General features: G+C 52.9%; 23 protein-coding genes and 1 tRNA gene. 18 read left to right on the top strand and 6 right to left on the bottom strand.

Translation table 11 applies throughout. The annotated features are described in order from the left end of the window. The 6 genes from HMPREF3178_RS18400 to yjeJ all read left to right on the top strand — a co-directional run. On the top strand, positions 1 to 2,136 hold a 2,136-nt coding region (locus HMPREF3178_RS18400), incomplete at its 5' end, for a fimbria/pilus outer membrane usher protein (RefSeq protein WP_070585349.1). 18 nt (positions 2,137 to 2,154) lie between these two features. Continuing rightward, on the top strand, positions 2,155 to 3,180 hold the full coding sequence (locus tag HMPREF3178_RS18395; protein WP_017145093.1) for a fimbrial protein: 1,026 nt from the start codon (positions 2,155 to 2,157) through the stop codon (positions 3,178 to 3,180). A 442-nt stretch (positions 3,181 to 3,622) separates the two neighbouring features. Next, entirely contained in the window at positions 3,623 to 3,991 is a 369-nt protein-coding gene (locus HMPREF3178_RS18390) for a hypothetical protein (RefSeq protein ID WP_017145094.1), read from the top strand. Between the two features lie 80 nt (positions 3,992 to 4,071). After that, positions 4,072 to 5,358, top strand: coding sequence for an HlyD family secretion protein (locus HMPREF3178_RS18385; protein WP_017145095.1), 1,287 nt, complete (start codon positions 4,072 to 4,074; stop codon positions 5,356 to 5,358). Beyond that, the gene (locus HMPREF3178_RS18380; RefSeq protein WP_004109230.1) at positions 5,351 to 7,474 is read left to right on the top strand and encodes a peptidase domain-containing ABC transporter; all 2,124 of its coding nucleotides are present in this window, start codon (positions 5,351 to 5,353) and stop codon (positions 7,472 to 7,474) included. Before HMPREF3178_RS18385 ends, HMPREF3178_RS18380 begins: the two co-directional genes overlap by 8 nt. A 22-nt stretch (positions 7,475 to 7,496) precedes the next feature. Continuing rightward, a complete protein-coding gene (yjeJ, locus tag HMPREF3178_RS18375) occupies positions 7,497 to 8,363 on the top strand; it encodes a YjeJ family protein (RefSeq protein ID WP_004109233.1) in 867 nt (288 codons plus the stop codon). A 50-nt stretch (positions 8,364 to 8,413) separates the two neighbouring features. On the opposite strand, the gene HMPREF3178_RS18370 is transcribed toward yjeJ, so the two are convergent. The 3 genes from HMPREF3178_RS18370 to HMPREF3178_RS18360 all read right to left on the bottom strand — a co-directional run bounded on the left by HMPREF3178_RS18370 (position 8,414) and on the right by HMPREF3178_RS18360 (position 10,885). Further along, complete coding sequence (locus HMPREF3178_RS18370; RefSeq protein ID WP_004109236.1) at positions 8,414 to 8,767, bottom strand: DUF4156 domain-containing protein; 354 nt, start codon at positions 8,765 to 8,767, stop codon at positions 8,414 to 8,416. Between the two features lie 134 nt (positions 8,768 to 8,901). Next, on the bottom strand, positions 8,902 to 10,548 hold the full coding sequence (gene groL, locus HMPREF3178_RS18365; protein WP_004109240.1) for a chaperonin GroEL: 1,647 nt from the start codon (positions 10,546 to 10,548) through the stop codon (positions 8,902 to 8,904). 43 nt (positions 10,549 to 10,591) lie between these two features. Further along, complete coding sequence (locus tag HMPREF3178_RS18360) at positions 10,592 to 10,885, bottom strand: co-chaperone GroES (RefSeq protein WP_003855929.1); 294 nt, start codon at positions 10,883 to 10,885, stop codon at positions 10,592 to 10,594. A 232-nt stretch (positions 10,886 to 11,117) separates the two neighbouring features. Between HMPREF3178_RS18360 and yjeH the strand changes: the two genes are divergently transcribed. After that, a complete protein-coding gene (yjeH, locus tag HMPREF3178_RS18355; RefSeq protein ID WP_017145096.1) occupies positions 11,118 to 12,377 on the top strand; it encodes an L-methionine/branched-chain amino acid transporter in 1,260 nt (419 codons plus the stop codon). Between the two features lie 22 nt (positions 12,378 to 12,399). Here the strand turns inward: yjeH and HMPREF3178_RS18350 are convergent, their stop codons facing one another. Continuing rightward, positions 12,400 to 12,876, bottom strand: a complete 477-nt coding sequence (locus HMPREF3178_RS18350) for an FxsA family protein (protein WP_029496756.1) — start codon at positions 12,874 to 12,876, stop codon at positions 12,400 to 12,402. Between the two features lie 338 nt (positions 12,877 to 13,214). Between HMPREF3178_RS18350 and aspA the strand changes: the two genes are divergently transcribed. The 7 genes from aspA to HMPREF3178_RS18315 all read left to right on the top strand — a co-directional run bounded on the left by aspA (position 13,215) and on the right by HMPREF3178_RS18315 (position 21,195). After that, positions 13,215 to 14,651, top strand: coding sequence for an aspartate ammonia-lyase (gene aspA / locus HMPREF3178_RS18345; RefSeq protein WP_004109248.1), 1,437 nt, complete (start codon positions 13,215 to 13,217; stop codon positions 14,649 to 14,651). A gap of 118 nt (positions 14,652 to 14,769) precedes the next feature. Beyond that, on the top strand, positions 14,770 to 16,071 hold the full coding sequence (locus HMPREF3178_RS18340; protein WP_017145099.1) for an anaerobic C4-dicarboxylate transporter: 1,302 nt from the start codon (positions 14,770 to 14,772) through the stop codon (positions 16,069 to 16,071). A 94-nt stretch (positions 16,072 to 16,165) separates the two neighbouring features. Further along, positions 16,166 to 16,489 (top strand): divalent cation tolerance protein CutA, encoded by a 324-nt coding sequence (cutA, locus tag HMPREF3178_RS18335; RefSeq protein WP_004109254.1) that lies wholly within the window; start codon positions 16,166 to 16,168, stop codon positions 16,487 to 16,489. After that, positions 16,465 to 18,228 carry a protein-disulfide reductase DsbD gene (locus HMPREF3178_RS18330; protein ID WP_016809379.1) on the top strand — a complete coding sequence of 588 codons (1,764 nt, stop codon included), beginning with the start codon at positions 16,465 to 16,467 and terminating at the stop codon, positions 18,226 to 18,228. Before cutA ends, HMPREF3178_RS18330 begins: the two co-directional genes overlap by 25 nt. A 41-nt stretch (positions 18,229 to 18,269) precedes the next feature. Continuing rightward, the gene (locus HMPREF3178_RS18325; protein WP_048257700.1) at positions 18,270 to 18,845 is read left to right on the top strand and encodes a transcriptional regulator; all 576 of its coding nucleotides are present in this window, start codon (positions 18,270 to 18,272) and stop codon (positions 18,843 to 18,845) included. A gap of 68 nt (positions 18,846 to 18,913) precedes the next feature. Further along, positions 18,914 to 21,004, top strand: coding sequence for a DUF1176 domain-containing protein (locus HMPREF3178_RS18320; protein WP_017145100.1), 2,091 nt, complete (start codon positions 18,914 to 18,916; stop codon positions 21,002 to 21,004). Positions 21,005 to 21,119: 115 nt separating this feature from the next. Then, positions 21,120 to 21,195 (top strand) — tRNA-Phe (locus HMPREF3178_RS18315). A gap of 46 nt (positions 21,196 to 21,241) precedes the next feature. Here HMPREF3178_RS18315 and HMPREF3178_RS18310 read toward each other — a convergent pair. After that, positions 21,242 to 21,829, bottom strand: coding sequence for an NAD(P)H-dependent oxidoreductase (locus HMPREF3178_RS18310; protein WP_004117316.1), 588 nt, complete (start codon positions 21,827 to 21,829; stop codon positions 21,242 to 21,244). 115 nt (positions 21,830 to 21,944) lie between these two features. Between HMPREF3178_RS18310 and HMPREF3178_RS18305 the strand changes: the two genes are divergently transcribed. Then, positions 21,945 to 22,565, top strand: a complete 621-nt coding sequence (locus HMPREF3178_RS18305) for a TetR/AcrR family transcriptional regulator (protein WP_017145110.1) — start codon at positions 21,945 to 21,947, stop codon at positions 22,563 to 22,565. A gap of 68 nt (positions 22,566 to 22,633) precedes the next feature. Here the strand turns inward: HMPREF3178_RS18305 and HMPREF3178_RS18300 are convergent, their stop codons facing one another. Then, on the bottom strand, positions 22,634 to 23,416 hold the full coding sequence (locus tag HMPREF3178_RS18300; RefSeq protein ID WP_004109379.1) for a DsbA family protein: 783 nt from the start codon (positions 23,414 to 23,416) through the stop codon (positions 22,634 to 22,636). Between the two features lie 222 nt (positions 23,417 to 23,638). On the opposite strand from HMPREF3178_RS18300, the gene HMPREF3178_RS18295 reads away from it, so the two are divergent. From HMPREF3178_RS18295 to cbpM, 3 genes are all read left to right on the top strand, one after another. Further along, positions 23,639 to 24,322, top strand: coding sequence for a TerC family protein (locus HMPREF3178_RS18295; RefSeq protein ID WP_004109381.1), 684 nt, complete (start codon positions 23,639 to 23,641; stop codon positions 24,320 to 24,322). A 149-nt stretch (positions 24,323 to 24,471) separates the two neighbouring features. Continuing rightward, positions 24,472 to 25,389 carry a curved DNA-binding protein gene (gene cbpA, locus HMPREF3178_RS18290; RefSeq protein ID WP_004109383.1) on the top strand — a complete coding sequence of 306 codons (918 nt, stop codon included), beginning with the start codon at positions 24,472 to 24,474 and terminating at the stop codon, positions 25,387 to 25,389. Further along, positions 25,389 to 25,694 (top strand): chaperone modulator CbpM, encoded by a 306-nt coding sequence (gene cbpM, locus HMPREF3178_RS18285; RefSeq protein ID WP_004109388.1) that lies wholly within the window; start codon positions 25,389 to 25,391, stop codon positions 25,692 to 25,694. Before cbpA ends, cbpM begins: the two co-directional genes overlap by 1 nt. The last annotated feature ends 73 nt before the right edge of the window (positions 25,695 to 25,767 follow it).

Below are 25,767 nucleotides of genomic sequence, written 5' to 3'. Positions count from 1 at the left end.
CTCAGCAAAAGTTCGATTTATTCAACAAAGCCCTTCAATACTCAACAGCTGCTGATATCCATACCGCAGGCGGCGCTTTCCACTATCGCGCAGGGCTTCGTTTCCCCCGATGAGTTTGACGACGGTATTAATGCCTTACTGACCAACTATCAGTTTAGTTCAGGCAAAGACTATGAAGCCAATAATGAGTATTACAATCTTAACTTACAATCCGGCCTGAACCTCGGGCCATGGCGCCTGCGCAATCTGAGTACATGGAATAAGTCAGCGGGGGCAAAGAGCGACTGGGATTCCGTATATCTCTATGCGCAGCGGAGCATTGTCCCGCTAAAAAGTACTTTAGTCATGGGCGAAAGCAGCTCGCTGTCGAGCATCTTTGACAGCGTGCCGTTCACCGGGATTCAGCTGGCAACCGACACGGACATGATTCCTGAAAGCCTGCGCGGATTCGCGCCCATCGTTCGCGGTATTGCCCGAACCAATGCGCGTATCGTCATCAAGCAGAATGGCTACCAAATTTACCAGGCTTTTGTCGCTCCGGGCGCTTTCGAAATTACCGACCTCTACTCAACCGGCGGCAACGGTGACCTTTACGTCACCGTCGAGGAGTCCGATGGCTCCCGACAAAACTTCGTGGTGCCCTACGCTTCTCTGCCATTAATGCTCCGGGAAGGCCAGATGGAGTATGAGATTACCAGCGGGAAATATCGTCCCTACGATGGCAACGTTGACGAGAAACCCTTTACGCAAGCAACGATCAGCTACGGCGTATTAAGCAATACCACTCTCTATACGGGCGTACAGGCGGCGGCCAATTACCAGGCGCTCGCTTTCGGCGCCGGGCAAAACCTCGGCGATATTGGCGCAGTTTCCGCCGATGTAACGGCGGCATGGTCTAAAAAGAAAGATGAAGAGAAAACGTCCGGCCAGTCATGGCGCATTCGTTACGGTAAAAATATCCTTGAAACAGGCACCAATATTACCGTAGCCGGCTACCGCTATTCGACCTCCGGGTACAATACGCTAACTGATGTGATGAATACCTATAACAACAGCTACGGCGGATATACGCCCCACTCGCTGCGTAACAGAACCAATATTACCGTGAGCCAGAGCCTGGGTTCGGGGCTGGGTAACCTTTCTGTATCCGGTATTTTTGAGGATTATTGGGATAGCAATCGCCGCAATAACTCGCTGAATATTGGCTATAACGGCGGGTTCCGCCGCTTTAACTATTACGCTGGCTATAGCTATAGCCGCTATAGCTGGGGAAATAATGGTTCCAGCCGTCACGTTGAGGATGACCATGTTGTTTCATTTAATATTTCCATTCCTTTAAGCGATTGGTTACCTAATGCCTATGCGACCTATAACGTGACCAACAGCAGTCCGGGTTCAACCGCTCAGTATGTTTCTCTGAGTGGCGTCGCGCTGGAAAACCATAACCTGGACTGGAACGTCCAGCAGGGCTACAGCAATCGTGAAGATGCCAGCGGCGGCGTCTACGGCAACTATCGTGGTTCCATGGGTTCGGCTAACGCCGGCTACAGCTATGCCAAAAATAGTCAGTTAATTAACTACGGCCTGAGCGGCGGCGTGCTGGTTCATGCTGACGGAATAACATTAGGTCAGGAAATGTCTGAAACCGCCGTATTGGTTAAGGCGCCCGGCCTGAAACACGTCCGTCTGGAAAACGACGCGACGATCGAAACGGACTACCGCGGCTACGCGATTATTCCTTACGTTACGCCATACCATCGAACCAGCGTGACCTTAGATAGCACGACTTTGGGAGATAATATGGAATTGCCAAATACGACGCAGAAAGTGGTGCCAACCCGTGCAGCCGTGGTACGGGCAAACTTCGCGGGCAATATTGGCCGCCGCGCGTTCCTTATTCTTAAGAGAGCGTCGGGTGAAAACGTTCCTTATGGCGCCACGGTAACGTTGACCACGGATAAAAATGCCCAGGCCAGCATCGTTTCTGATGGCGGTATGGTCTATTTGTCCGGCCTGAAAGATAACGGTGAAGTCTATGCACAGTGGGGTTCAAAGAGCGGGCAGCAGTGTAAAGCGCCTTATAGCCTGGCTGCGGTAAACGAAGGTATTGCTCAGGCCACTGCGGTTTGCCAGTAACAGGGATGAATACAGACTATGAAAAAAATACTCCTTTTTATTAGTTTACTTTTACTTAATCAGACAGTAATGGCTGACTGTAATTACAACGGAACTGATGCTGCATTCAATGTTACATTCAGCCCAGCTAAAATTTTATCCGATTCAAGCCTGGCGCCCGGTAGCGTACTGGCAGTAAGAACGGTAGGCGGTGCGATAGCCACCGCAAAAACTTTTTATAACTGTAAAGTAAATGATATTTACGCCATTATCGCCACGCCCAGCGTCAATCTGGCGGCAGGCGTGACCGGTGTACTCGGTGGTCCGGTTTATGAAACAGGAATACCGGGTATTGGTTTTGAAATTTCGGAAGCAATTGCTGGCACCAACGGCCGCCCCGTTCCGGCCACGTTAGGTACTGTTTCTGCCTATGGCCTTAGCGATCCCGGCGTGAAACAACTAACCGTCTGGCTGATAAAAACCAGGGACAATATTGATACGAGCTTCTCAGGAAAAAAAGAGATTTCGGTGTCCTATCGTGCAGGAAGCGTCAATCAGGTCAATGCTAATTCCTCAATTGCCCGACTTGCCCAAGCCAACATCAAACTCGGCCCTTTCACTTACAGGGAAACAACCTGCAATATAAATCCACGAGGTGGGAGCACGGTCAATCTATCTAATATAGAAGCATCGCAGCTTAAAGCTATCACTCAGGGCGGGGTAACTGGCAAGCAAAAAGACTTTACGCTTGACATTACCTGCCCTGACTCATCCGTTGGAACCAAATATACCTACTGGTTTAACCCTATAACTGAGAACTCAGCATCAAAAGATGGCGTACTGCTAAACTCCATCCCTGATACTATCGGAGGAGCCAAAGATGTTGGTTTCATAATTAAACAGGGTTCCAGCCCTATCACCTTTTTTGATTATAAAAACTACTCTATTGCCAGTATGAAAAAGAGCCAGTCGCTTACCTTCACTGCGGACTATTACAAACTATCTAACACCATAACACCAGGTAGCGTTCGAGCTATATTTGAAATCATTCTACAGGAAGAGTAACCATTAAAAATTATTGTTGGCGCTATCATCTTCATTTGACAGAGCCAACAATGAGGTCTTTTGAGGTAGAGTTAAATATCATGCAGATAGCCAAACACAACCTGCGAAATATATTAACCCTACTTTTACATCACAGCTTTTATATTACAGCCTTTATATCAACACCAATAAACACATTAGCCCGCAAACACTTTATTTACTTCACAACCGAAACTCTATGTGATTTAAGATAATTATTAGATGAAGAGCTAAAATTCAACATGAATTATACTAAAATGGCTTGGAAAAATATTTTTTTTAATTAAAATCATCCCTCGAAATTATCCTCTAAGGCAAGTTTTTATTTTTTTGACTTATAATATAATTTCAATGTACATTTGCGTGAAAATATGTTCATGCAGAGAGCGGAACAATTTGACATATTATATAACCAAGGAAAACTATGAAACAATTAACTGTTTTTGAAATGGAAGAAATCTCTGGCGGCTACTCTTGGGATTTTTCTTCAATTCAATCAACGATTAGCTCATTTGCATGTAATGCAGTTGAAGCTATTGGGGCTGGTGTGCTCGGAGGTATAGTTGGCGGTTCATTTGGTACCTTAATTGGTGGGACTCAATCTGGTGCTAATGGTGGTCTGTTAGGTTTTGGCCTCATTGGAAATGGGGTGGGATTAGTTTGGGGAGCTATTGTTGGTGGGGTAGCGGGGGCATCTGGGGCGATCGCGGCTGGCTGGGACACAACCCTGCAAGTTGTTGTTGATGCCTTCCAGAGCGTCATTGACGGTACATTTATCCCATGGAGCCATTAAGATTTAACAATTAAAAAAAAATTTATACTTTAAGGCCCATTATTAATGGGCCTTACTTCCACCTAAAAAACAAAATAATTATGAAAAAATCAATCTATCGCAAGGAAGCGATTGAGTACAAAAAAATCCACTGGAAAGGAAAGGCATTATTATTAGCAGGCATTCCCGCGTGGCTAGTCACTCTTCTGGCATTTATTTTTCTTATTGCCATTGTGCTTTCACTCATATTTTGCACCTTTACCCAGCGTATTGATGTACGCGGAGAGGTCATTACGCTCCCCCACTCCGTTAACGTCTTTGCCCCACAGCAGGGTTTTGTTGTGAATCTGCATGTAAAGGTGGGAGACATTGTCAAAAAAGGCCAACCGCTTTACGAGCTTGACGTTTCACGTAATACGATCGGTGGCAACGTTAGCGCGGCCCAGATTGAAGTTATCAATGAAAAGATTGCTAACGCCGAAGATATTATAAGCAAACTGACGCGTAATAAGGCTGAAACGCTCGCTGCTCTTGAAAAACAGATTAAAACCACCAGCGCCTCGTTAACGGAAACCAACCGTATGCTGGCTAATACTCAGGTAGGCTTAAACAAAATGCATACCAACCTGGCCAGCTATGATAAATACTTAAAGGATGGTCTGATAACTAAAGATCAGTATAACTATCAGCACTCGCTATATTTTCAACAGCAAAGCGCCTATCAATCCCTGGTGACCCAAAAGATGCAGCTGGAATCTCAGCTCACGCAAACCAGCAGCGATAAAATTACCAAAGCAGCAGACTTTGATAATCAGATCTCCAGCCAGCATAACCAAATCAATGATTATAAAAATCAGCTGGTAGAATCGAACGCTAACGGTAATCTGATTATTAAAGCAACGACCAACGGTAAGATCGAATCGCTGGCCGTGACTAAAGGGCAGATGGTAGAGAACGGCAGCAGCCTGGCGCAGATCAAACCTACCGGTGATATTGAGTATTATCTGATCCTCTGGTTACCCAATAATACCATCCCCTACGTGAAACCCGGGGACACCATTAATATTCGCTATGATGCTTTCCCTGCCGATAAATTTGGCCAATTTCCAGGTAAGGTTGTTTCTATTTCCTCGGTCCCGGCGTCACGTCAGGAGATGGCAGAATATACCAATGTCAGCAACGGCACTAATCAGCAGGAATTAGCGCTCTATAAAGCAATTATAAAAATCAAGGACAAGACCTTTAGCTACAATGGAAAAACGCTCACGCTCTCTAACGGTCTGAAGGCTCAGGCGGTAGTTTTCCTTGAAGAACGCCCGCTTTACATGTGGATGTTTACTCCTTTCTATAAGATGACGCAAAGCGTGAGTGGCCCGATCGATGAATAAAGAACTGTTTAAAACCATTACCGATAAGCTTAATTTCTCATTCCGCCATAAAACGCCGGTTATTTTACAGTCGGAAGCCGCCGAATGCGGTATCGCCTGTCTGGCAATGGTTTGCGGCTTTTACGGACTTAATATCGACCTGTTCAACTTCCGCCATCGTTACGGTAGCCCTTCTCAGGGCGTTACGCTCATGTCGCTGAGCAAAACGGCGGAACATGCCGGTCTGAAAAGCCGGGCCCTCTCTCTGGATCTGGATGAAATCAAGCAGCTGAAGCTACCCTGTATTATCCACTGGGGAATGAATCATTACGTCGTGCTCACTAAGGTACGTAAAAACAGCTTTATTGTTCACGATCCGGCGCTGGGTAAGCGGGTTATTGGTATCCAGGAAATGTCCAATAACTTTACCGGCGTTGCGCTGGAACTATGGCCGGACCAAAACTTTCAGCAAGAACAGGCAAAATCACGCCTGCGTCTATTAGACCTGATGCGCAATATTGTGGGACTTAAATCGGTCCTGCTAAAAATCTTTGCCTTTTCGGTAGTGGTTGAAGCTATCGGCCTGCTATTACCTATCGGTACGCAGCTGGTGACTGACCATGTCATCATGGCGCACGACCAGAGCCTGCTTTCGGTTATCTGTATCGGCCTGGTCTTCTTCACGCTTTTCCGCACCTTTATTAGTATGCTGCGAGCGTGGACCTCATTAACGCTAAATACGCTGACGAACATCCAATGGAAAACCACGCTGTTCGATCATCTGACAAGCCTGCCGTTATCCTTTTTTGAAAAACGTCATTTAGGGGATATTCAGTCTCGTTTTTCGTCGCTGGATACTATCCGTTCCACCTTCACCAATAGCATTGTTACCGGCATTATCGACTCAATCATGACGATTGGCCTGCTGGTTATGTTAACGCTGTACGGCGGCTGGCTGGTTTGGGTCGTGATTGGATTCACCTTATGCTATGCCATCATGCGTTTTGCCACCTACAGCTTCTACCGTCGCGTTGCCGAAGAGCAGGTTATCAAGGGCGCACGCTCCAGCTCGCACTTTATGGAGTCCCTATACGGTATTTCCACCATTAAAGCGCTGAACTTAAAAGAGCGTCGTTCTCAGCACTGGTTAAATATCAACATTGACGCCTGCAATGCCGGTATCAAACAGACTCGCTTCGATATGATGTTTGGCGGTATTAATACTTTTATTACCTCCATCGATCAGGTCGCCGTACTCTGGCTGGGCGCGATCATGGTCATTGATAACAATATGACCCTCGGTATGTTTATGGCTTTTAACGCCTATCGTGGGCAATTCTCCCAGCGCGCATCAAGCTTGATCGACCTGGTCATGCAGCTGCGAATGCTGTCGTTACATAATGAGCGTCTTTCAGAAATTGTATTTAGCGAGCCGGAAAAAGAGCTGCCTGCACGCCGGGTTTTTGCAGAAAATACTGGCGTGAAATTAGAAGTGAAGAATCTCAGCTATCAGTACGATCCGTTCTCACAACCTATTTTTTCTAATTTAAATATTACCGTTGAGCCCGGAGAATCCATCGCGCTGGTTGGCCCTTCCGGCGTCGGTAAGACCACGCTGCTGAAAGTCATGTGCGGTCTGTTAGCGCCCACCAGCGGTGACGTGATAGCGGATAACCTTGATATTCAAAAAATTGGCATCAATAACTTTCGTCTCGGAACGGCCTGCGTCCTTCAGGAGGACCGCCTTTTCTCAGGCTCGCTTATCGATAATATCAGCGGCTTTGAAGATAATGCCGATATGGACTTTATCGTTGAGTGCGCACGCAGATGTAATATCCATGATGAAATCATGAAAATGCCGATGGGGTACGAAACGATTGTCGGCGAGCTTGGCTTAGGTATCTCAGGTGGACAAAAACAGAGAATTTTAATCGCTCGCGCGCTCTATCGAAAACCCAGCATTCTGTTTATGGATGAAGCCACCAGCCATCTCGACCTGAAAAATGAATCGGTCATTAACCAGTCTATCTCTGGTTTAAGCATTACCCGAATCATTGTTGCCCATCGGCCATCCACCATTGCCTCAGCCGATCGCATCATTGATATGTCACAGCTCCATATGCAGGCACCAGCGTAACCACCAGGAAAAGGAGATCCGTATGCAAGGAACATTTATTGGTTTTAATACCGCATCTATTAAATATGATGACAAATTTTTGGCTTTAATGCTCAAAGTCAAACTGAGTAATCAACTCTGTCAGTCTTATTATCTTCAGGCGCCGATTCTTGCGGATCTCCTGTTAGTTCTGCAGCACAGAATGGCCATCGTCCTGCAGCGCTTAAATGCTGAAGGTGAAAGTTATAAGAATGAACTGGTGGCCTTTAATGAACGCCTTATAGAAAATACACCGGCGATCGATATACCTGAAGTACAGCACCCTAATCCGGAAAGACGTATTATGTCGATAACGTTAAAACCCGGCGACACCTGGTCAACGCTCATTCTGGTGCTGCAAAATGAGCAAATTGCTACGCTGCGTATTGATGATATGCAAGTTGAAGCGCTGCTGGTGGGCATTCAGCAGTCTCTTAAACACACGGGAGATAGCGATCTGATTAATTATTTAACTTCCTCGCTGGAAGGCCTGATGCTTTATGCGGTGGATTTAACGAATACCAGCAACGTTGATTATCAGCAGTATCTTCAGGATGAATGGAAGCTCAATCTGTTTTCCCATTATCTCGGCGTGTTGTACTGTTGTGACACGGAGGAAGGGCGAAAAATCATCTCCGGCGCAGTGATTAAAACCAATGCCGCTCATCCATCAGAACAGGAAAATATCGTTGTAATGCGCTTAATTGAGAGAAGCCCAAAGCTGAAAGAAGTGCATACCCAGCGCCAGCCCAGCCAGATTTTTAGCCAAATCATCCCTTCTCAGCCAGGAAGAATGATGACGCTGGAGGAGTGTCTGCGTCCTTTGCATGCGTTCTACCAGCAAACTCAGGCGCAACTCAGCAAGCAATAAAAAGAGATCAAGAGGGTGCCTCAATTTAGGCAAGAGAGGCACCGGTTAAATCAGTTCGGGCACTTATAAACCTGGCCGTTCATTTGGCTATCGGTCGGCACAAAGCTGGACAGCAGATTCTGCGTCGGGCTGCTGACGCCGTAAATGACGTTGCCACCCATCTCTGCGGCCTTGTTACGCAGGGCGTTTGCCGCGCCGCGCATGGAGCCGCCTTCGTCACCATTCTGTCCGGACAGCCAGTTGCTCTGCGTGCCGCTTGCGGTACCTAACAGCTGGCATTCAGAACCTGGTTTATCTTCAACAAAGCGTACGTTCTGGCCACCAGAGGTCAATTCGTTGCTGGAGCTGCAACCTGCTAACAACAATGCTGCGCCGACAATCCCTGCTAAATATTTTACCTGCATGTTATTCCCCACGATCAATGAGCTGGACGCACTGGCCCGGATGTACAACCTTATACTAAAAAGACGACAAAAAGAAAAACCCCCGAGCATTTCTGCCCGAGGGTTTCTTTATATCTAAGGAGTATAGCGCACGATTACATCATGCCGCCCATACCGCCCATGCCACCCATGCCGCCAGCAGCACCTAAGTCAGGCGCGTCGCTTTTCGGCAGGTCGGTGACCATGCACTCGGTGGTGATCATCAGACCAGCAACGGATGCTGCGTACTGCAGAGCAGAACGAGTCACTTTAGTTGGGTCCAGAATACCGAAGTCGATCATGTTGCCATACTCTTCGGTTGCAGCGTTGTAACCGTAGTTACCTTCACCACCTTTCACAGTGTTCGCCACAACAGACGGTTCTTCACCGGCGTTGGAAACGATCTGACGCAGCGGAGCTTCCATTGCGCGCAGCGCAACTTTGATACCGACGTTCTGATCTTCGTTCTGAGCGGTCAGGCCAGCCAGTTTAGCGGCAACGCGAACCAGCGCTACGCCACCACCGGCAACCACGCCTTCTTCAACCGCAGCACGGGTCGCGTGCAGGGCATCGTCAACGCGTGCTTTCTTCTCTTTCATTTCAACTTCGGTAGCCGCGCCCACTTTGATTACTGCAACGCCGCCTGCCAGTTTAGCCACGCGCTCCTGCAGTTTTTCACGGTCGTAGTCAGAAGTTGCTTCTTCAATCTGCTTACGGATCTGAGCAACGCGGCCCTGGATCGCAGCTTCTTCGCCCACGCCATCGATGATAGTGGTGGTGTCTTTGTTGATAACAACGCGTTTCGCCTGACCCAGATCTTCCAGAGTCGCTTTTTCCAGCTCCATACCGATCTCTTCAGAGATAACGGTACCGCCGGTCAGAGTTGCGATGTCCTGCAGCATAGCTTTACGACGGTCGCCGAAGCCCGGTGCTTTAACCGCAGCGACTTTAACGATGCCGCGCATGGTGTTCACTACCAGGGTCGCCAGCGCTTCGCCTTCTACGTCTTCAGCGATGATAACCAGCGGTTTGCCCGCTTTTGCTACGGCTTCCAGAACCGGCAGCATTTCGCGGATGTTGGAGATTTTTTTGTCAGCCAGCAGGATGAACGGGCTTTCCAGTTCAACAGCGCCGGTTTCCGGCTTGTTGATGAAGTACGGAGACAGGTAGCCGCGGTCAAACTGCATACCTTCAACCACGTCCAGTTCGTCTTCCAGACCAGTACCGTCTTCAACGGTGATCACGCCTTCTTTACCGACTTTGTCCATCGCTTCAGCGATCAGTTTACCTACGGTTTCGTCGGAGTTAGCGGAGATGGTACCAACCTGAGCAATGGCTTTAGAGTCAGAGCACGGTACGGACAGCGCTTTCAGTTCTTCAACAGCGGCTACGACAGCTTTGTCGATACCACGTTTCAGATCCATCGGGTTCATACCCGCAGCAACGGCTTTCAAGCCTTCAGCGATGATAGCCTGAGCCAGTACGGTTGCGGTGGTGGTACCGTCGCCTGCAGCGTCGTTCGCTTTAGAGGCAACTTCTTTCACCATCTGCGCGCCCATGTTCTCGAACTTGTCTTCCAGCTCGATTTCACGCGCTACGGAAACGCCGTCTTTAGTGATAGTCGGCGCACCGAAGGATTTGTCCAGAACCACGTTACGGCCTTTCGGGCCCAGGGTTACTTTAACTGCGTCTGCCAGTACGTTTACGCCGCGCAGCATTTTCACACGAGCGTCGTTACCGAATTTTACGTCTTTAGCTGCCATTTTATCTTTCCCTTAAATTCGTATGTTCAGTGTCGTTCGCGGATTAAGCTTCAACAATTGCCAGAATGTCGCTTTCGGACATGATCAACACTTCTTCATTGTCGATCTTCTCGGATTTCACGCCGTAGCCATCGTTGAAAATTACGATGTCACCAACTTTAACGTCCAGAGGCTGCACGGTTCCGTTTTCCAGGATGCGGCCCTTACCGACAGCGATGATTTCGCCACGAGTTGATTTTGCTGCCGCAGAACCGGTCAGAACGATGCCGCCAGCAGATTTCGTTTCAACTTCTTTACGTTTGACGATCACACGATCATGTAACGGACGAATACTCATTGATAGCTCTCCTTTGAGAAAGTCATTATCAGTTATGGATGACGCCGGTCCGCACACGGTTTTCCGGCTAGTGCCCTGAGAGATGGGGGTGGGGTTTTACCGCTTCAAGGGGAAAAGTAAAAAAAAATTTGTCCTCGTGCTCAGACGCACACAAATTTGCCGCCGTTGCCTGACGTCATAAGCAAAAGCGATTGTGATACCATCCCTTTTTTGCCGGGCGCAGGGTTGAAACATGAGTGGTTTAAAACAGGAGTTGGGGCTTGCCCAAGGAGTGGGGTTACTCTCCACATCATTACTGGGAACCGGCGTCTTCGCCGTTCCGGCGCTGGCCGCGTTGGTCGCTGGCGACAACAGCCTGTGGGCCTGGCCGGCGCTGATTTTACTGGTGTTTCCCATCGCTATCGTCTTCGCCACGCTGGGTCGGCACTTTCCCAGCGCCGGCGGCGTGGCCCATTTTGTGGATATGGCTTTTGGACCGCGTCTGGCGCGCGTCACCGGCTGGCTCTTTTTATCGGTGATCCCGGTCGGATTACCCGCGGCCCTGCATATCGCCACCGGCTTCGGTCAGGCACTTTTTGGCTGGCACGATAGCCAGCTGCTGCTGGCTGAACTGGGCACGCTGGCGATTATCTGGTGGGTCGGCTCTCGCGGAGCCAGCTCCAGCGCCAATCTACAAACGCTGGTTGCCGTGCTGATTGTCGCCCTGATCGTCGCTATCTGGTGGCGCGGCGGGATCAACCCCACGCAGAGCCCCTTCCCGGCGCCCGCTGAAATCGATAGTTCGCAGCTTTTCTCCGCGCTTTCGGTGATGTTCTGGTGTTTTGTCGGTCTGGAGGCTTTCGCTCATCTGGCCTCTGAGTTTAAGCAGCCGGAGCGCGATTTTCCCCGCGCGCTGATGATCGGCTTATTGCTGGCGGGTTCGGTCTACTGGGCCTGTACCGTGCTGGTCCTGCACTTTCATGCCTTTGGTGAGGAGATGGCCGCAGCCGCGTCGCTGCCCAATATCGTCGTACGCCTGTTCGGCGTTCAGGCGCTGTGGATTGCCTGCGTTATCGGCTATCTCGCCTGCTTCGCCAGCCTCAATATCTATATCCAGAGCTTTGCCCGCCTGGTGTGGTCGCAGGCGCAGCATAAGCCTGCGAGCTATCTGGCCCGCCTGTCGCCGCGACAAATTCCGCGCAATGCGCTGAACGCGGTACTCGGCTGCTGCGTGATTAGCGCCTTGTGCATTTACGCGCTCAATATCAACCTGGACGCCCTGATCGTCTACGCCAACGGCATTTTTATTATGATCTATCTGCTGTGTATGCTGGCGGGTTGCCGTTTGCTGCATGGGCGTTATCGCGTGTTAGCGGCGTTTGGCAGCGTGCTGTGCCTGCTGCTGCTGGCGATGGTGGGCTGGAAGAGCCTGTACGCGTTTATCATGCTGGCGGTACTGTGGCTGTTTTTACCAAAGCGCAGGCTCGCGGAGAGAGTCACCAGGCCGGAGTGACCGGCCCGGACAATGCTAAATGTTAATCACGACGATCGTCTTTATGTTCGAGGCGGTCGCGCTCGTCATCTTTGCGCTGATATTCACCTTCAAAGGTATCGCCGCCACCGGTTCCGGCGCTAAACCCGCCGCCCGGCATCCGACTAAAGCGCAGATGCGGCATCAGTTTTAAGGTCAGATGTTTCTGTACCGGAGGTAACAGCAGCAGCAGCCCCAGGAAATCGGTAAAGAACCCCGGCAGAAGCAACAGCAAACCGGCGATGATCAGCGACACGCTTTTGATCATTTCAGTGGCCGGGCTCTCTCCCGCCGCCATCTTCTGCTGCATCAGCATGAGGTTTTTAAAGCCCTGGTTTTTTACCAGCGATATCCCCACGACCGAGCTAAAGATCACCAGAATCAGCGTCAGCAGGACGCCAAGCACGTGGGCGACCTGGATAAAGATCGATATCTCAATGTAAACGTATAAAAAAACGGCAATTAACGGAATCCAACGCACCGGCGTCTCCTTCATTAACAGGCGCCAGCGTCGGCGCCCGTAGTCATAGATATGCTATTCGCATCGAAAAGATGTTGGGCCAAAACGTCACTTTTCAATCGTAAAAAAAGCTTATTTTTTTCAAGAATAGAAAACCGGTGACTCATTTCACAGATTAATAATTCTTATAGGATTCACTACATAATAAGTGATCAGGGTGACTGATATTCGCTATTATCAGCATATGATCGTGGGCACCGGGCCGATTAAGGAAATAATCTGCGGCCAGAAAATGCGCGAGATCCCATAAATTCTGCGTATTTGGTGAATTCATAGGCAGCTTGAAAGAGAAGGTTCACATGTTAAACAACATTCGTATCGAAGAAGATCTGTTGGGCACCAGGGAAGTTCCAGCTGACGCTTACTACGGCGTCCATACTCTGAGAGCGATTGAAAACTTCTACATCAGCAACAACAAAATCAGCGACATTCCTGAATTTGTCCGCGGAATGGTGATGGTGAAGAAGGCCGCTGCGCAGGCTAACAAAGAGCTGCAAACTATCCCTAAAAGCATCGCCAACGCCATTATTGCCGCCTGCGATGAGGTGTTGAATAACGGCAAATGCATGGACCAGTTCCCGGTTGATGTGTTCCAGGGCGGGGCAGGCACCTCCGTTAACATGAACACCAACGAAGTCTTGGCGAACATCGGCCTTGAGCTGATGGGCCATCAGAAAGGCGAATATCAGTATCTCAACCCCAACGACCACGTTAACAAATGTCAGTCCACTAACGATGCTTACCCGACCGGTTTCCGCATCGCGGTCTACGCCTCCATTCTCAAACTGATCGATGCAATCAACCAGCTTGGCGAAGGTTTCCAGCAAAAGGCCGTTGAGTTCCAGGACATTCTGAAAATGGGTCGTACCCAGCTGCAGGACGCGGTGCCGATGACCCTGGGGCAGGAGTTCCACGCGTTTAACGTTCTGCTTAACGAAGAGACCAAATGCATTCTGCGCACCGCTGAGCTGCTGCTGGAGGTAAACCTCGGCGCGACCGCTATCGGCACCCGCCTGAACACTCCGGATGGTTATCAGCAGCTGGCAGTTCAAAAACTGGCGGAAGTCAGCAACCTGCCGGTTGTGCCAGCCGAAGACCTGATCGAAGCCACCTCCGACTGCGGCGCCTACGTGATGGTCCACAGTTCCCTGAAGCGGCTGGCGGTAAAACTGTCCAAAATCTGTAACGACCTGCGCCTGCTCTCTTCCGGCCCGCGCGCCGGCCTGAACGAAATTAACCTGCCCGAACTGCAGGCGGGCTCTTCGATTATGCCAGCCAAGGTAAACCCGGTGGTCCCCGAGGTCGTCAATCAGGTGTGCTTCAAAGTGATTGGTAACGATACAACCGTCACCATGGCTTCCGAAGCGGGGCAGTTGCAGCTGAACGTGATGGAGCCGGTGATTGGCCAGGCGATGTTTGAATCTATCCATATTCTGACTAACGCCTGCTACAACCTGCTGGAAAAATGCGTGAGCGGCATCACCGCCAACAAAGCGGTATGCGAAAGCTACGTCTACAACTCCATTGGCATCGTCACCTACCTCAACCCGTATATCGGCCACCACAATGGCGATATCGTCGGCAAGATTTGCGCCGAGACGGGCAAGAGCGTCAGAGACGTGGTGCTTGAGCGCGGACTGCTGACCGCGGCGGAGCTGGACGATATCTTCTCCGCGCAAAACCTGATGCATCCGGCCTATAAAGCGAAGCGGTATACTGATGAAAGCGAACAGTAAAGTTTCAGGTTAAACTAATCACGGGCATGTCAGCGATGACATGCCTTTTTTGTTCTTATTGATCTACTAAATTACAACAATCCAATATCAACTTGTTAATAAAACAAGGAAGGCATATATGTTTGGTGCAGAACTCGTTATTGTCCTGCTGGCTATTTATCTGGGAGCCAGACTCGGGGGTATCGGCATCGGTTTCGCCGGTGGCCTGGGCGTCCTCGTCCTGACCCTCTTTTTTCAAATTAAACCCGGCGCGATCCCCTTCGACGTCATCGAAATCATTATGGCGGTTATCGCCGCTATTGCCGCCATGCAGGTCGCCGGAGGGATGGACTACCTGGTCAGTCTCGCCGAACGTATGCTGCGACGTCACCCCAAATACATCACCTTTCTCGCCCCGCTGGTCACCTGGTTTATGACCATACTGGCCGGAACCGGACACACTGCTTTCTCTACGCTTCCGGTGATCACCGAAGTAGCGAAAGAGCAGGGTATTCGCCCCTCGCGCCCTCTTTCCATCGCCGTGGTCGCCTCACAGATTGCGATCACCGCCTCGCCGATTTCCGCTGCGGTGGTCTTTTTTGCCGGCATCCTTGAACCGCTGGGCGTCAGCTACCTGACTCTGCTGGCAATCTGTATTCCGGTTACCCTGATTGCCGTGATGCTCACCGCCATCGTCTGTAACTTCCTCGGCTGTGAGCTAAAAGACGATCCGATTTATCAGGAGCGGCTGGCGAAAGGGGAAGTCAAGCTGCGCGGCAGCCAGGTTTTCGAGCTTAAGCCGCACGCCAGACGCTCTGTGATGCTGTTCCTGATTGGTATCGTCGCGGTAATGTTTTACGCCACCGCCATCAGCGACACCGTCGGCCTGATTAAAGATCCGGTTCTGCCGCGCAACGAAGCGATCGTGGTATTTATGCTGACTATCGCGACATTGATCAGCATCACCTGCAAAATCGACACCGGTGAAGTACTCAACGCCAGCACGTTTAAATCCGGCATGAGCGCCTGCGTTTGCGTTCTCGGCGTCGCATGGCTGGGGGATACTTTCGTTAAAGCCCACATCAGCGATATCCAGACGGTAGCAGGCGACCTGCTGCACAACTATCCGTGGCTGCTGGCGGTCGTGCTATTCTTCGCCGCAACCCTGCTCTATTCCCAGGCAGCCACCACCAAGGCGCTGATGCCCGCCGCGCTGATGCTGGGCGTAAGCCCTCTCACCGCCATCGCCTCATTTGCCGCCGTCTCTGCGCTGTTCGTTCTGCCAACCTACCCAACCCTGCTGGCGGCGGTCGAAATGGATGACACCGGCTCCACCCGCATCGGTAAATACGTCTTCAACCACGCCTTCCTGATCCCCGGCGTCATCGCCATTACGCTATGCGTGATCCTCGGGTTTATTTTTGGCGGCATCATGCTGTAAATCTCTTCAAATTCGGGCCAGATCCTGGCCCGTTTCGTTAATCCTCCCTATCTTGCGTGCTATAGTGCCTCTTTTCGCTGATACGAGGTTCACGATGACTACGCCTGATGCTGTTGTTGTACTCTGTACCGCGCCGGATGAAGCGACCGCCCAGGACCTGGCGGCCAAAGCATTGGCGGAAAAACTCGCCGCCTGCGCCACGCTCCTGCCGGGAGCGACGTCGCTCTATTACTGGGAAGGAAAACTGGAGCAGGAGTATGAAGTGCAAATGCTGCTGAAAACCGACCTTGCCCATCAGCAGGCGCTGCTGGACTGTCTGAAGTCCCATCACCCGTATCAAACCCCTGAACTTTTGGTTCTGCCCGTTATTCACGGAGACAATGATTACCTCTCATGGCTCAACGCATCATTACGCTGATCCTGCTGCTTTGCAGCACATCGGCCATTGCCGGACTGTTCGACGCCCCCGGTCGTTCGAACTTTGTTCCTGCTGACCAGGCTTTTGCCTTCGATTTTCAGCAGAATCAACACGATCTCAATCTGACCTGGCAAATCAAGGAGGGTTACTATCTTTACCGCAAACAGATTAAGCTGACCTCCGCCGATGCGACGTTTATCGAACCCTCGCTGCCGTCAGGCGAATGGCATGAGGACGAGTTTTACGGTAAAAGTGAAATTTACCGCCAGCGCCTGACCGTCCCGGTCACTCTGACGCACGCCGCCGCTGGCGCAACCCTTACCGTCACCTGGCAGGGCTGCGCGGATGCGGGTTTTTGCTATCCGCCAGAAACCAAAATCGTGCCGCTTGGCAAAGCGCTGGCGCGCTCCAGTAACGATGCGCACGCCGGGCAACCCAGGCTGAACCCGCCGCTGCCGTTGGAAACGCGCCCGGCGCTGCCCGTCGAGTCGCCGTCCGACCTTCCTTCTCCCGTCGCGGACAACCACAGCGCCGATCTCCCCTTTAGCGCGCTTTGGGCGCTATTAATTGGTATCGGCATCGCCTTTACCCCCTGCGTTCTGCCGATGTATCCGCTGATTTCCGGCATCGTGCTGGGCGGTCAAAAACGCCTCTCCACCGCCCGCGCGCTGCTGCTGGCCTTTATCTACGTTCAGGGAATGGCGTTAACCTACACCGCGCTGGGTCTGGTCGTCGCCGCTGCGGGCCTGCAGTTCCAGGCAGCGCTGCAGCACCCTTATGTGCTGATCGGCCTGTCGGTCGTGTTTATCCTGCTGGCGCTGTCGATGTTTGGTCTGTTTACGCTCCAGCTGCCTTCGTCGCTGCAAACGCGTCTGACGCTGATGAGCAATAAACGCCAGGGCGGTTCACCCGGCGGCGTATTCGCCATGGGGGCGATTGCCGGATTAATCTGCTCGCCCTGCACCACCGCGCCGCTGAGCGCCATTCTGCTGTATATCGCCCAGAGCGGTAATCTGTGGCTGGGCGGTGGAACCCTGTACCTCTACGCGCTCGGAATGGGGCTGCCGCTGATCCTGGTGACCGTATTTGGCAACCGCCTCCTGCCGAAAAGCGGCCCGTGGATGGCTCACGTGAAAACCGCCTTTGGCTTCGTGATCCTCGCGCTGCCGGTATTTTTACTGGAACGCATCCTGGGAGACCTGTGGGGCCTGCGGCTTTGGTCGCTACTTGGCGTCGCCTTTTTTAGCTGGGCGTTTATCACCTCGCTGGGCGGCACGCGCCCCTGGCTGCGTCTCGTACAAATCGCCATGCTCGGCGCCGCGCTGGTCAGCGCCCGTCCGCTGCAGGACTGGGCTTTCGATGCACCGGTCGTGCAACGGCAATCCCATCTCCAGTTTACCCGTATCCATAGCGTCGATGAGCTCAATCAGGCGCTGGCGCAGGCGAAAGGCAAACCGGTGATGCTCGATCTTTACGCCGACTGGTGCGTGGCCTGCAAAGAGTTCGAGAAATACACCTTTACCTCACCTGAGGTTCAACAGGCCCTGAAAGATACCGTTCTGCTACAAGTGGATGTCACGAAAAATAGCGCACAAGACGCGGCGCTGCTGAAGCACCTCAGGGTGCTTGGCCTCCCCACGATTCTGTTCTTCAACGAACAGGGCGAGGAGCAGCCCGCGCAGCGTGTCACCGGGTTTATGGATGCCGCGGCATTCAGCGCCCATTTGCGCGATCGATAACCGTGAGCGACACTTTAGGAGGGAAAATGGAGGAGAAGACCGTGCAACGTGAAGAAGTCCTGGGTGAAGCCATCCAAATCCTCGAAATCGAGGGTATCGCTAACACCACGCTGGAAATGGTCGCCGAGCGCGTGGCTTACCCGCTCAATGACCTCAAACGTTTCTGGCCCGATCGCGAGGCGCTGCTGTATGACGCGCTTCGCCATCTTAGCCATCAGGTCGATGCCTGGCGCCGTCAGCTTTTACTCGACGAGTCGCTAAGCGCAGAGCAGAAACTGCTGGCCCGCTACGCCGCGCTGACCACCTGCGTTAGCAACCATCGTTATCCCGGCTGCCTGTTTATCGCCGCCTGTACTTTTTACCCGGACGCTCAGCACCCGATCCATCAGTTGGCCGAGCAGCAGAAGCAAGCTTCTCTGGCCTATACCCACGAACTGCTTAGCCAACTGGAGGTTGACGATCCGGCGATGGTCGCGAAGCAGATGGAGCTGATCATCGAAGGTTGCCTGAGCCGCCTGCTGATCAAACGTAGCCAGACTGACGTCGATACCGCACGTCGCCTGGCAGAAGATATTTTGCGTTTTGCCCAGTGCCGGATGGGCGGTGCGCTGACCTGATTCCGATATCTTAACCGATTCATCGCGCATATAATTCCCCACTCATCGATATGCTGACAGGGTTTGATATGCGCTCTCTTCTTTGGGCTGCCATTATGGGGCTGTGTTCGACACCGCTTCTGGCAGCCTCTCCGCAAGGTTTCTCTTTCGCGCATAAAGACTGGGAGCTCGCCTGCGACAACACCGGCACCTGCCGGGCCGCAGGCTATGGCGTCACCATGGGCGAAGTCAGCGTTCTGCTGACCCGCAATGCGGGCGCGGCGCAGCACGTCGTCGCCGTTGCGACCTTCGCGCAAACCGAACGCGATATTCCGCCCGACGCCACGGTCACTCTGTTCATCGACGATCGCGACAACGGCGCCCTTGAAGCCGTCGACGAGAGCCATTTTCGCTTTGATGATAGCCAGACGTTGGCCCTGATTCAGGCCCTGGAGCATAACGGCAAAATTGAGCTGGCGATTAACGGCGAGCGCAAGGTGCTGTCCAGCGCAGGCAGCAGCGCCGCATTTCTGAAAATGGATGAGTTCCAGCAGCGCCTGGGCACCGCCGATGCGCTGCTGCGTCAAGGAGATGCCGGCGATGACAACGTTTTGCCGGCGGCGCCCGCGCCGGAAATCATCGCCGCGCCGGTCATTAACAATGCCGCTGCCGCGACGCCGACGGCAAAACAGCGGCAGAAGCTTCTTCCGCAGCTAACCCCCGTGCTTAACAGCCATTGCGACGACTGGCAAAACGCCGACATCCCGGCCTCCGAGCGTCAGCTCACCGCCACCCCGCTGGATAAAAACCACACCTTGATTCAGGCCCTTTGCTGGCGCGCGGCCTACAACGACGGCTACGCCATATGGGTGGTCGACAAAGCATTTATGACTCAGCCTCAGCTGATCGCTACCGACGCCTCCAGCTACGGCGATGGCGTGCTTACCTTTTTCAACAAGGGCCGCGGTATTGCCGACTGCATCAGCGGAGAAGAGCGCGTGTGGGACGGCCGGACCTTTGTTCAGAGCCTGAAATACACCACCGGCGACTGCCGGGAAATCGCCCCCGGCGGCGCATGGATGCTGCCCACTTTCGTCAGTCAGGTTATCCCCAGGCAGCAAAAAGAAGCCGATAATAATGCGCTGAAAGCGCTGTATAACGCCGTGTTAAAAGAGCAGAAGGTCAACCCTGAACTGGATCTGAATAAGATCGCCGAACAGTTTCCCCTCGGCGGCAAGGTCAGCCATTTTACGCTGACCTACGCGGACGACTCTCTGGTCTCGACGAGCAAACCTTCCGCCGATATCAGCGATGATGAGTGGCAGGCGTTTCTCCAGTCCGATATCAGCGCCGACTCCGAAAACGGCAAAGTCAGCTTCACCCTGGTGGATCTCGACGGTGACGGCAGACGCGATTTAATTATCGATAGCTACGTCGGCGGCACTGGACTCTTTAGCTATACCGGAGTCTTAAAACGCAACGACGACGCTTTCGAAACGGTCAACAGCGACAATAGCGGCAACGGCGATGATTTTGACGCAGGGGTTCCCGGCGCGCTTTTTTCCCTTAACGGCCGCGGCGCCAACCAGTGGAGCCAGTGGGTACGCATTAATGGCCAGGTTTATGCCCTCTGGTACAACGGTCAGTTTGGCGAAGATAATCTCTATTTATTGCGCCCGTTTGCCCCCTCGGGCAGTAGCGCGCCTGCGGTGACGATCCGCTATCGCTACACTCTCAATGACATCCGCTCGCCGGAAAAAGGCCAGCCGCTGACGCCCGCGTTAAGCGACGGGGAAAAAACGGATCTGCTGAAGTCGCTGGAGGTGATGCAGAGCAGCCTGCTTAAGGATAAGCCGCAGAGCGACGGCGAAGCGCCAATCTGCCCTATTCCCCCGGGCACGTCGGCCGACGATGCGGAAAGTTACTATAGCGGCGTGGCGTCTAACTATATTTATGAAACCGTCGCCTATATTCCGGTCTGGCTGAATGATAAATGTTTTATCGGCACCATCTTTAGCCACCACGGCGCATATCGTCACGGCGTCGACGCGGAAATTACCATCAGCTCGCCGCGCGATGACGAAGACGTCGTCGGCGACTACGCGATCTCCGGACTTCGCCGCGCGATCTCAGTGACCAGCGGCTGGAAGAACCGCGAAGGCGATAACGGCATGATGTAATTTCCCGCAGAATAGCGCGCTCAGACGCAGAATTGCCGCAAAGTTAAGCAACCGGTAGATAAATCGAGAAATTTGATTGACGGAGCGTACGGATTACGGTTTAATGCGCCCCGTTGCCCGGATAGCTCAGTCGGTAGAGCAGGGGATTGAAAATCCCCGTGTCCTTGGTTCGATTCCGAGTCCGGGCACCACTATTCAGAGAACCCGCCCACAAGGCGGGTTTTTGCTTTTATGCTTTCAGTTAAATATCGTCTTCCCTAGCTGATACCCCGCCTCAAGATGCGCTTTCGCCGTTTCCAGCTCCGGTAACAGCAGCAGCTGCGAACTGGCCACCGTCGCCCCGCAGTAATCAAAAATGCCGTGGGCGATCTGCGCATGAAAAGCAGCGGTAAACCCATGCTTATCATACGTTTTCTGATTGGCTGCGCCTAACGCAACCAGGTGCACTCGCAGGCGCCCGAGCTTCTTCACCACCTCGCCCCCGGCGGTTTCCTCATAGGCCCAGCCGTTGGCAAACACGCGGTCGATCCAGCCCTTCAGCAGCGCAGGCATCGACCACCAGTAAACGGGAAAGACCAGCACCAGTGCGTCGGCTCGATCGAGTCTGGCCTGCTCAGCAACCACATCGGGCGGCGTGGCGCCGGTTTGCAGAAATGCGGCGATATCCGGCTCAGTAAACACCGGGTTAAAGCCTTCCTGCGTTAAATCTGCTATTTCAGCAGTGTGCTGCTGGCCGGATTCGGCAATCCCTTGCGCAATAGCCGTCGCTACGCTGTGAGTCAGAGAAGTATTAAGAGGATGAGAAACCACGATTAATGCATGCATGACGGATACCCCAGTTGCGCGATAACGATATTGGACGTAGTCTAATATACTAACAGTAACCTACTCATGGTAACTTACCTTTGGTATATTAGCATGTCAACGGGAGAATCCTTTTATGTCTCAACCCCTCGTACGGCAGCGTTTAACGCGAGAAGAGCGGCGGAAGCAGCTAATAGACGTCGCCTGGCATATTATTCGCGAGGAAGGAACCGATGCCCTGACGCTGGGCTATCTGGCGACCCAGGCGGGGGTGACTAAACCGGTGGTTTACGATCATTTTGACAGCCGTTCGGGGCTTTTCGCGGCGCTGTATGCGGAATACGACCAGCGCCAGAGCGTAAAGATGGATGAAATTCTGCGCAACACCGAACCCAGGGCGGAGACATTGGCTTCGGCGATCGCTAATGCCTACATTGAGTGCGTCCTGCTCCAGGGCCGCGAAATGCCCAGCGTGATGGCCGCGCTGGCCGGGACGCCTGAGCTGGAGAAGATCAAGCAGGAGTGCATAACCGCATTTACCGCGAAATGCCGGCAATATTTTTCGCCGCTTTGCGAGAGTGAAAACCTCAGCGAGGCAGCCATTCTCGCCATGCTTGGCTCCGCCGATGGGCTATCGGCTGCGGTAGTAAACGGCGTCATCACGGAGCAGCAGGCGAAAGATGAGCTATTTCAGGTGATTATGTCGATGCTGCAGCGCTGCTGCCGTGGCGAAGAAGCGCTACCGGGTAGCGGCTAGCGCTTTATATGGCCGACAAAACTTATCAGATCATCTGATGATGAGTTTTCCGTGGGCGGCTTTAATTATCAGCCGCCCGCTTTCTTAATCGCCGCATCCAGCGAGGCTTTATCCGCCAGCCCAGGGAATACGGTGATCGTCGCCTCCGTGGCGCCGGTCGTCGGCATTACGATAACGCCGGGCGTACCGCTTAAACCGATCTCCTGCGCCAGCTGGTTGGTACTTTCCAGTACCGACTCAACGTCCGCCGCTTTCTTCGCATCGAAATTGACCTTCTTCGCCTGCTGCTGCACGTCAGCGGCGGTTAGCTTGCCTTCGTTATGCCCGGTGGAATAGATGCCGTTATGGTAGGTCAAATAGGCCTCTGCGCCCTTCTGCTGATAAATCTGCAGCCCGGTTTTCGCCGCCTCCAGCGAGGTTTCCCAACGGCTGCCAAAAATTGGCCACTCTTTGAAAGCAAAGCGGGTCTGCGGGTTCTCTTTAATAACCTGCTCCATGACCGGAGCCAGACGGCTGCAGTAAACGCATTGATAATCAAAGAATTCAATAACGGTCACTTTGCCCTCTTTCGGGCCATAGGTTGGGGTGTTTTTATCCTGCGTCAGCGCAGCCGCGTTCTTCAGTACCGCCTGCGTCGCGGCGCTGGCCTGCTGCTGTTCCTGAATTTGCTGCAGCTTCTGGCTGGCCTGCAGCAGCACTTCCGGATGCGCGACTAAATAGTCCGCGGCAATTTTGCCGATACGGGCTTCCTGTTCGGGCGTGAAGGTGGGTGCATCAGCGGCAGTTGCCATCACCGGAAGCAGGGCGGCGCCAATAAAGGCGAGTGTCAGTAAATTCTTATGGCCGGGCATGTGGGTAGTCCTTGCGATGGGTGAACGGCAGGTGGGTCTTTACGAACAAAATATCATCCTTTGCCCGCGAATCATCCCCGGACGAGGCAATGATTAGTAACTATATTTTTCAATAACTCAATGCGCCCTCGCGATTTAGCGGGTGGTCAACGCGCGTGAACGGGAGTACGCTTCGCCCCCTGCTTTTCCCCCAGGGCCTCTTTTTAGTTAGATGAGTTAGGTATGAATGAGTTTTTCAGTCAGTGGGACGTAGCGGTTATCCTGCTGCAAATTATCGCTATCGACCTGTTATTAGGCGGCGACAACGCGGTGGTGATCGCGATGGCCTGCCGTAAGCTGCCGCCGCATCAGCGGACCAAAGCGATTATTATAGGCACCTTTGGTGCGATAGCGGCGCGCGTGCTGCTGCTGGCCGTGGCTATTTATTTGCTCTCATTGCCGTGGTTGAAAGTGGTTGGCGCTCTGATGCTGTTGTGGATCGGTATCAAGCTGGTCACCAATCAGGAAGAAGAGAATGAAATCAGCAGCTCCAGCAGCCTGTGGCGTACCGCGGTCACCATTACCGTTGCCGATGTCATTATGTCGCTGGACAACGTACTGGCCGTCGCCGCCGCCGGAAAAGGCCATCTGCTGCTGGTCGCGCTGGGGGTGCTGATCAGCATCCCGATTATTGTCGCGGGCAGTAAACTGGTGTTGGCGATCCTTAACCGCTTCCCGTCGGTGGTGATGCTGGGCGGCGCGCTTATCGGCTGGATAGCCGGCTCAATGATGGTGAGCGATGTCACCATCGTTCATCTGTTCCCCAACGCGCCAGCCGCCCTTCCGTTGATCGGCGGTGCCATTGGCGCTGCCCTGGTGCTGCTGGAAGGGCTGCGCAGGAACCGCAGCAGGCCTTCTGCCGAATAGGGTTATCCACGTTTTGTCGCCGTCGATCCCGACGGCGTCAAGTTTGCGCCACTTTTCCGCCACATCCGTCCTCATTTGCCCTACGCTTAATAAAGACACCTGTTCCAGGGATCTGTAACCGTAATATTGCGCATAAATGAGATAACATCATGGAATTAAAGGATTATTATGCCATTTTAGGGGTTCAGCCAACGGACGATCTGAAAACCATTAAGACCGCCTATCGCCGTCTGGCACGCAAATATCACCCCGATGTCAGTAAAGAAAACGATGCCGAAGCCAGGTTCAAAGATCTCGCCGAAGCCTGGGAAGTGCTTAAAGATGACCAGCGCCGCGCTGAATACGACCAACTGTGGCAGCACCGCAACGATCCGCACTTTGGCCGTCAGCAGCACTCCCACGAGCAGAGCTACAGCCAGCAGGACTTTGACGACATTTTCTCCTCCATGTTTGGCCAGCAGGCGCATCATAGCCGCCGCCAGCAGGGCGTGCGCGGCCATGATTTAGAGATAGAAGTCGCGGTTTTCCTTGAAGAGACTTTAGCCGAGCAGACGCGCACTATCAGCTATAAGCTGCCGGTGTATAACGTCTTTGGCATGGTTGAAAGCGAAACGCCGAAAACCCTGAACGTAAAAATTCCCGCAGGCGTCGTCGACGGCCAGCGCATCCGCCTGAAAGGCCAGGGCACCCCCGGCGAGAATGGCGGCCCGAACGGCGACCTGTGGCTGGTGATACATATCGCCCCGCATCCGCTGTTTGATATCGTCGGACATAACCTTGAAATTGTCCTGCCGCTGGCGCCATGGGAAGCGGCATTAGGCACCAAAGTCACTATCCCGACGCTCAAAGAGAGCATTCTGTTGACCATCCCGCCGGGCAGCCAGGCCGGACAGCGCCTGCGCGTCAAGGGCAAAGGGCTGGCCAGCAAAACCACCACTGGCGATCTGTACGCCGTGATTAAAATCGTTATGCCGCCAAAACCGGATGAGAAGAGCCGCGAGCTCTGGCAGCAGCTGGCCGATGCGCAATCCAGCTTCGAGCCGCGTAAGACATGGGGGAAAGCCTGATGGCTAAGATAACAGTGACGTTTACGATTACCGAGTTTTGTCTCCACACCGGCCTTTCCGAGGAGGAGCTGAACGAAATTGTCGGCCTCGGCATGATCGAGCCGCGCCAGCCGCAACGGGAAAAGTGGCTGTTTGACGATAGTGCGGTGACAATTGTTCACCGCGCCGTACGCTTACGCAAAGAGCTGGAGCTGGACTGGCCGGGGATCGCCGTCGCCTTGACGCTGCTTGACGAGAACGCGCGCCTGAGCCGTGAAAATCAAATTCTGCAGCAGCGGCTGGCGCGCTTTCTGACGCATGGTTAAACCCCATCCGCAGACGGTGGTAAATCCGTAGTCCGGTTAAGCGCAGCGCCACCGGGAAGATAATCTGAAGCAA

Origin of the sequence: Klebsiella sp. HMSC09D12 (assembly GCF_001808475.1) — a bacterium.
GTDB classification, from domain to species: Bacteria; Pseudomonadota; Gammaproteobacteria; order Enterobacterales; family Enterobacteriaceae; genus Klebsiella; species Klebsiella oxytoca.
The sequence above is the reverse complement of the archived record's forward strand: the minus strand, read 5'-3'. Positions and strand labels throughout refer to the sequence as shown.

Excerpts from the sequence above, each read along its gene's own strand:
- HMPREF3178_RS18395 (WP_017145093.1), top strand. The coding sequence starts at position 2,155 with ATGAAAAAAATACTCCTTTTTATTAGTTTACTTTTACTTAATCAGACA.
- HMPREF3178_RS18390 (WP_017145094.1), top strand. The coding sequence starts at position 3,623 with ATGAAACAATTAACTGTTTTTGAAATGGAAGAAATCTCTGGCGGCTAC.
- HMPREF3178_RS18385 (WP_017145095.1), top strand. The coding sequence starts at position 4,072 with ATGAAAAAATCAATCTATCGCAAGGAAGCGATTGAGTACAAAAAAATC.
- HMPREF3178_RS18380 (WP_004109230.1), top strand. The coding sequence starts at position 5,351 with ATGAATAAAGAACTGTTTAAAACCATTACCGATAAGCTTAATTTCTCA.
- yjeJ (WP_004109233.1), top strand. The coding sequence starts at position 7,497 with ATGCAAGGAACATTTATTGGTTTTAATACCGCATCTATTAAATATGAT.
- HMPREF3178_RS18370 (WP_004109236.1), bottom strand. The coding sequence starts at position 8,767 with ATGCAGGTAAAATATTTAGCAGGGATTGTCGGCGCAGCATTGTTGTTA.
- groL (WP_004109240.1), bottom strand. The coding sequence starts at position 10,548 with ATGGCAGCTAAAGACGTAAAATTCGGTAACGACGCTCGTGTGAAAATG.
- HMPREF3178_RS18360 (WP_003855929.1), bottom strand. The coding sequence starts at position 10,885 with ATGAGTATTCGTCCGTTACATGATCGTGTGATCGTCAAACGTAAAGAA.
- yjeH (WP_017145096.1), top strand. The coding sequence starts at position 11,118 with ATGAGTGGTTTAAAACAGGAGTTGGGGCTTGCCCAAGGAGTGGGGTTA.
- aspA (WP_004109248.1), top strand. The coding sequence starts at position 13,215 with ATGTTAAACAACATTCGTATCGAAGAAGATCTGTTGGGCACCAGGGAA.
- HMPREF3178_RS18340 (WP_017145099.1), top strand. The coding sequence starts at position 14,770 with ATGTTTGGTGCAGAACTCGTTATTGTCCTGCTGGCTATTTATCTGGGA.
- cutA (WP_004109254.1), top strand. The coding sequence starts at position 16,166 with ATGACTACGCCTGATGCTGTTGTTGTACTCTGTACCGCGCCGGATGAA.
- HMPREF3178_RS18330 (WP_016809379.1), top strand. The coding sequence starts at position 16,465 with ATGGCTCAACGCATCATTACGCTGATCCTGCTGCTTTGCAGCACATCG.
- HMPREF3178_RS18320 (WP_017145100.1), top strand. The coding sequence starts at position 18,914 with ATGCGCTCTCTTCTTTGGGCTGCCATTATGGGGCTGTGTTCGACACCG.
- HMPREF3178_RS18310 (WP_004117316.1), bottom strand. The coding sequence starts at position 21,829 with ATGCATGCATTAATCGTGGTTTCTCATCCTCTTAATACTTCTCTGACT.
- HMPREF3178_RS18305 (WP_017145110.1), top strand. The coding sequence starts at position 21,945 with ATGTCTCAACCCCTCGTACGGCAGCGTTTAACGCGAGAAGAGCGGCGG.
- HMPREF3178_RS18300 (WP_004109379.1), bottom strand. The coding sequence starts at position 23,416 with ATGCCCGGCCATAAGAATTTACTGACACTCGCCTTTATTGGCGCCGCC.
- HMPREF3178_RS18295 (WP_004109381.1), top strand. The coding sequence starts at position 23,639 with ATGAATGAGTTTTTCAGTCAGTGGGACGTAGCGGTTATCCTGCTGCAA.
- cbpA (WP_004109383.1), top strand. The coding sequence starts at position 24,472 with ATGGAATTAAAGGATTATTATGCCATTTTAGGGGTTCAGCCAACGGAC.
- cbpM (WP_004109388.1), top strand. The coding sequence starts at position 25,389 with ATGGCTAAGATAACAGTGACGTTTACGATTACCGAGTTTTGTCTCCAC.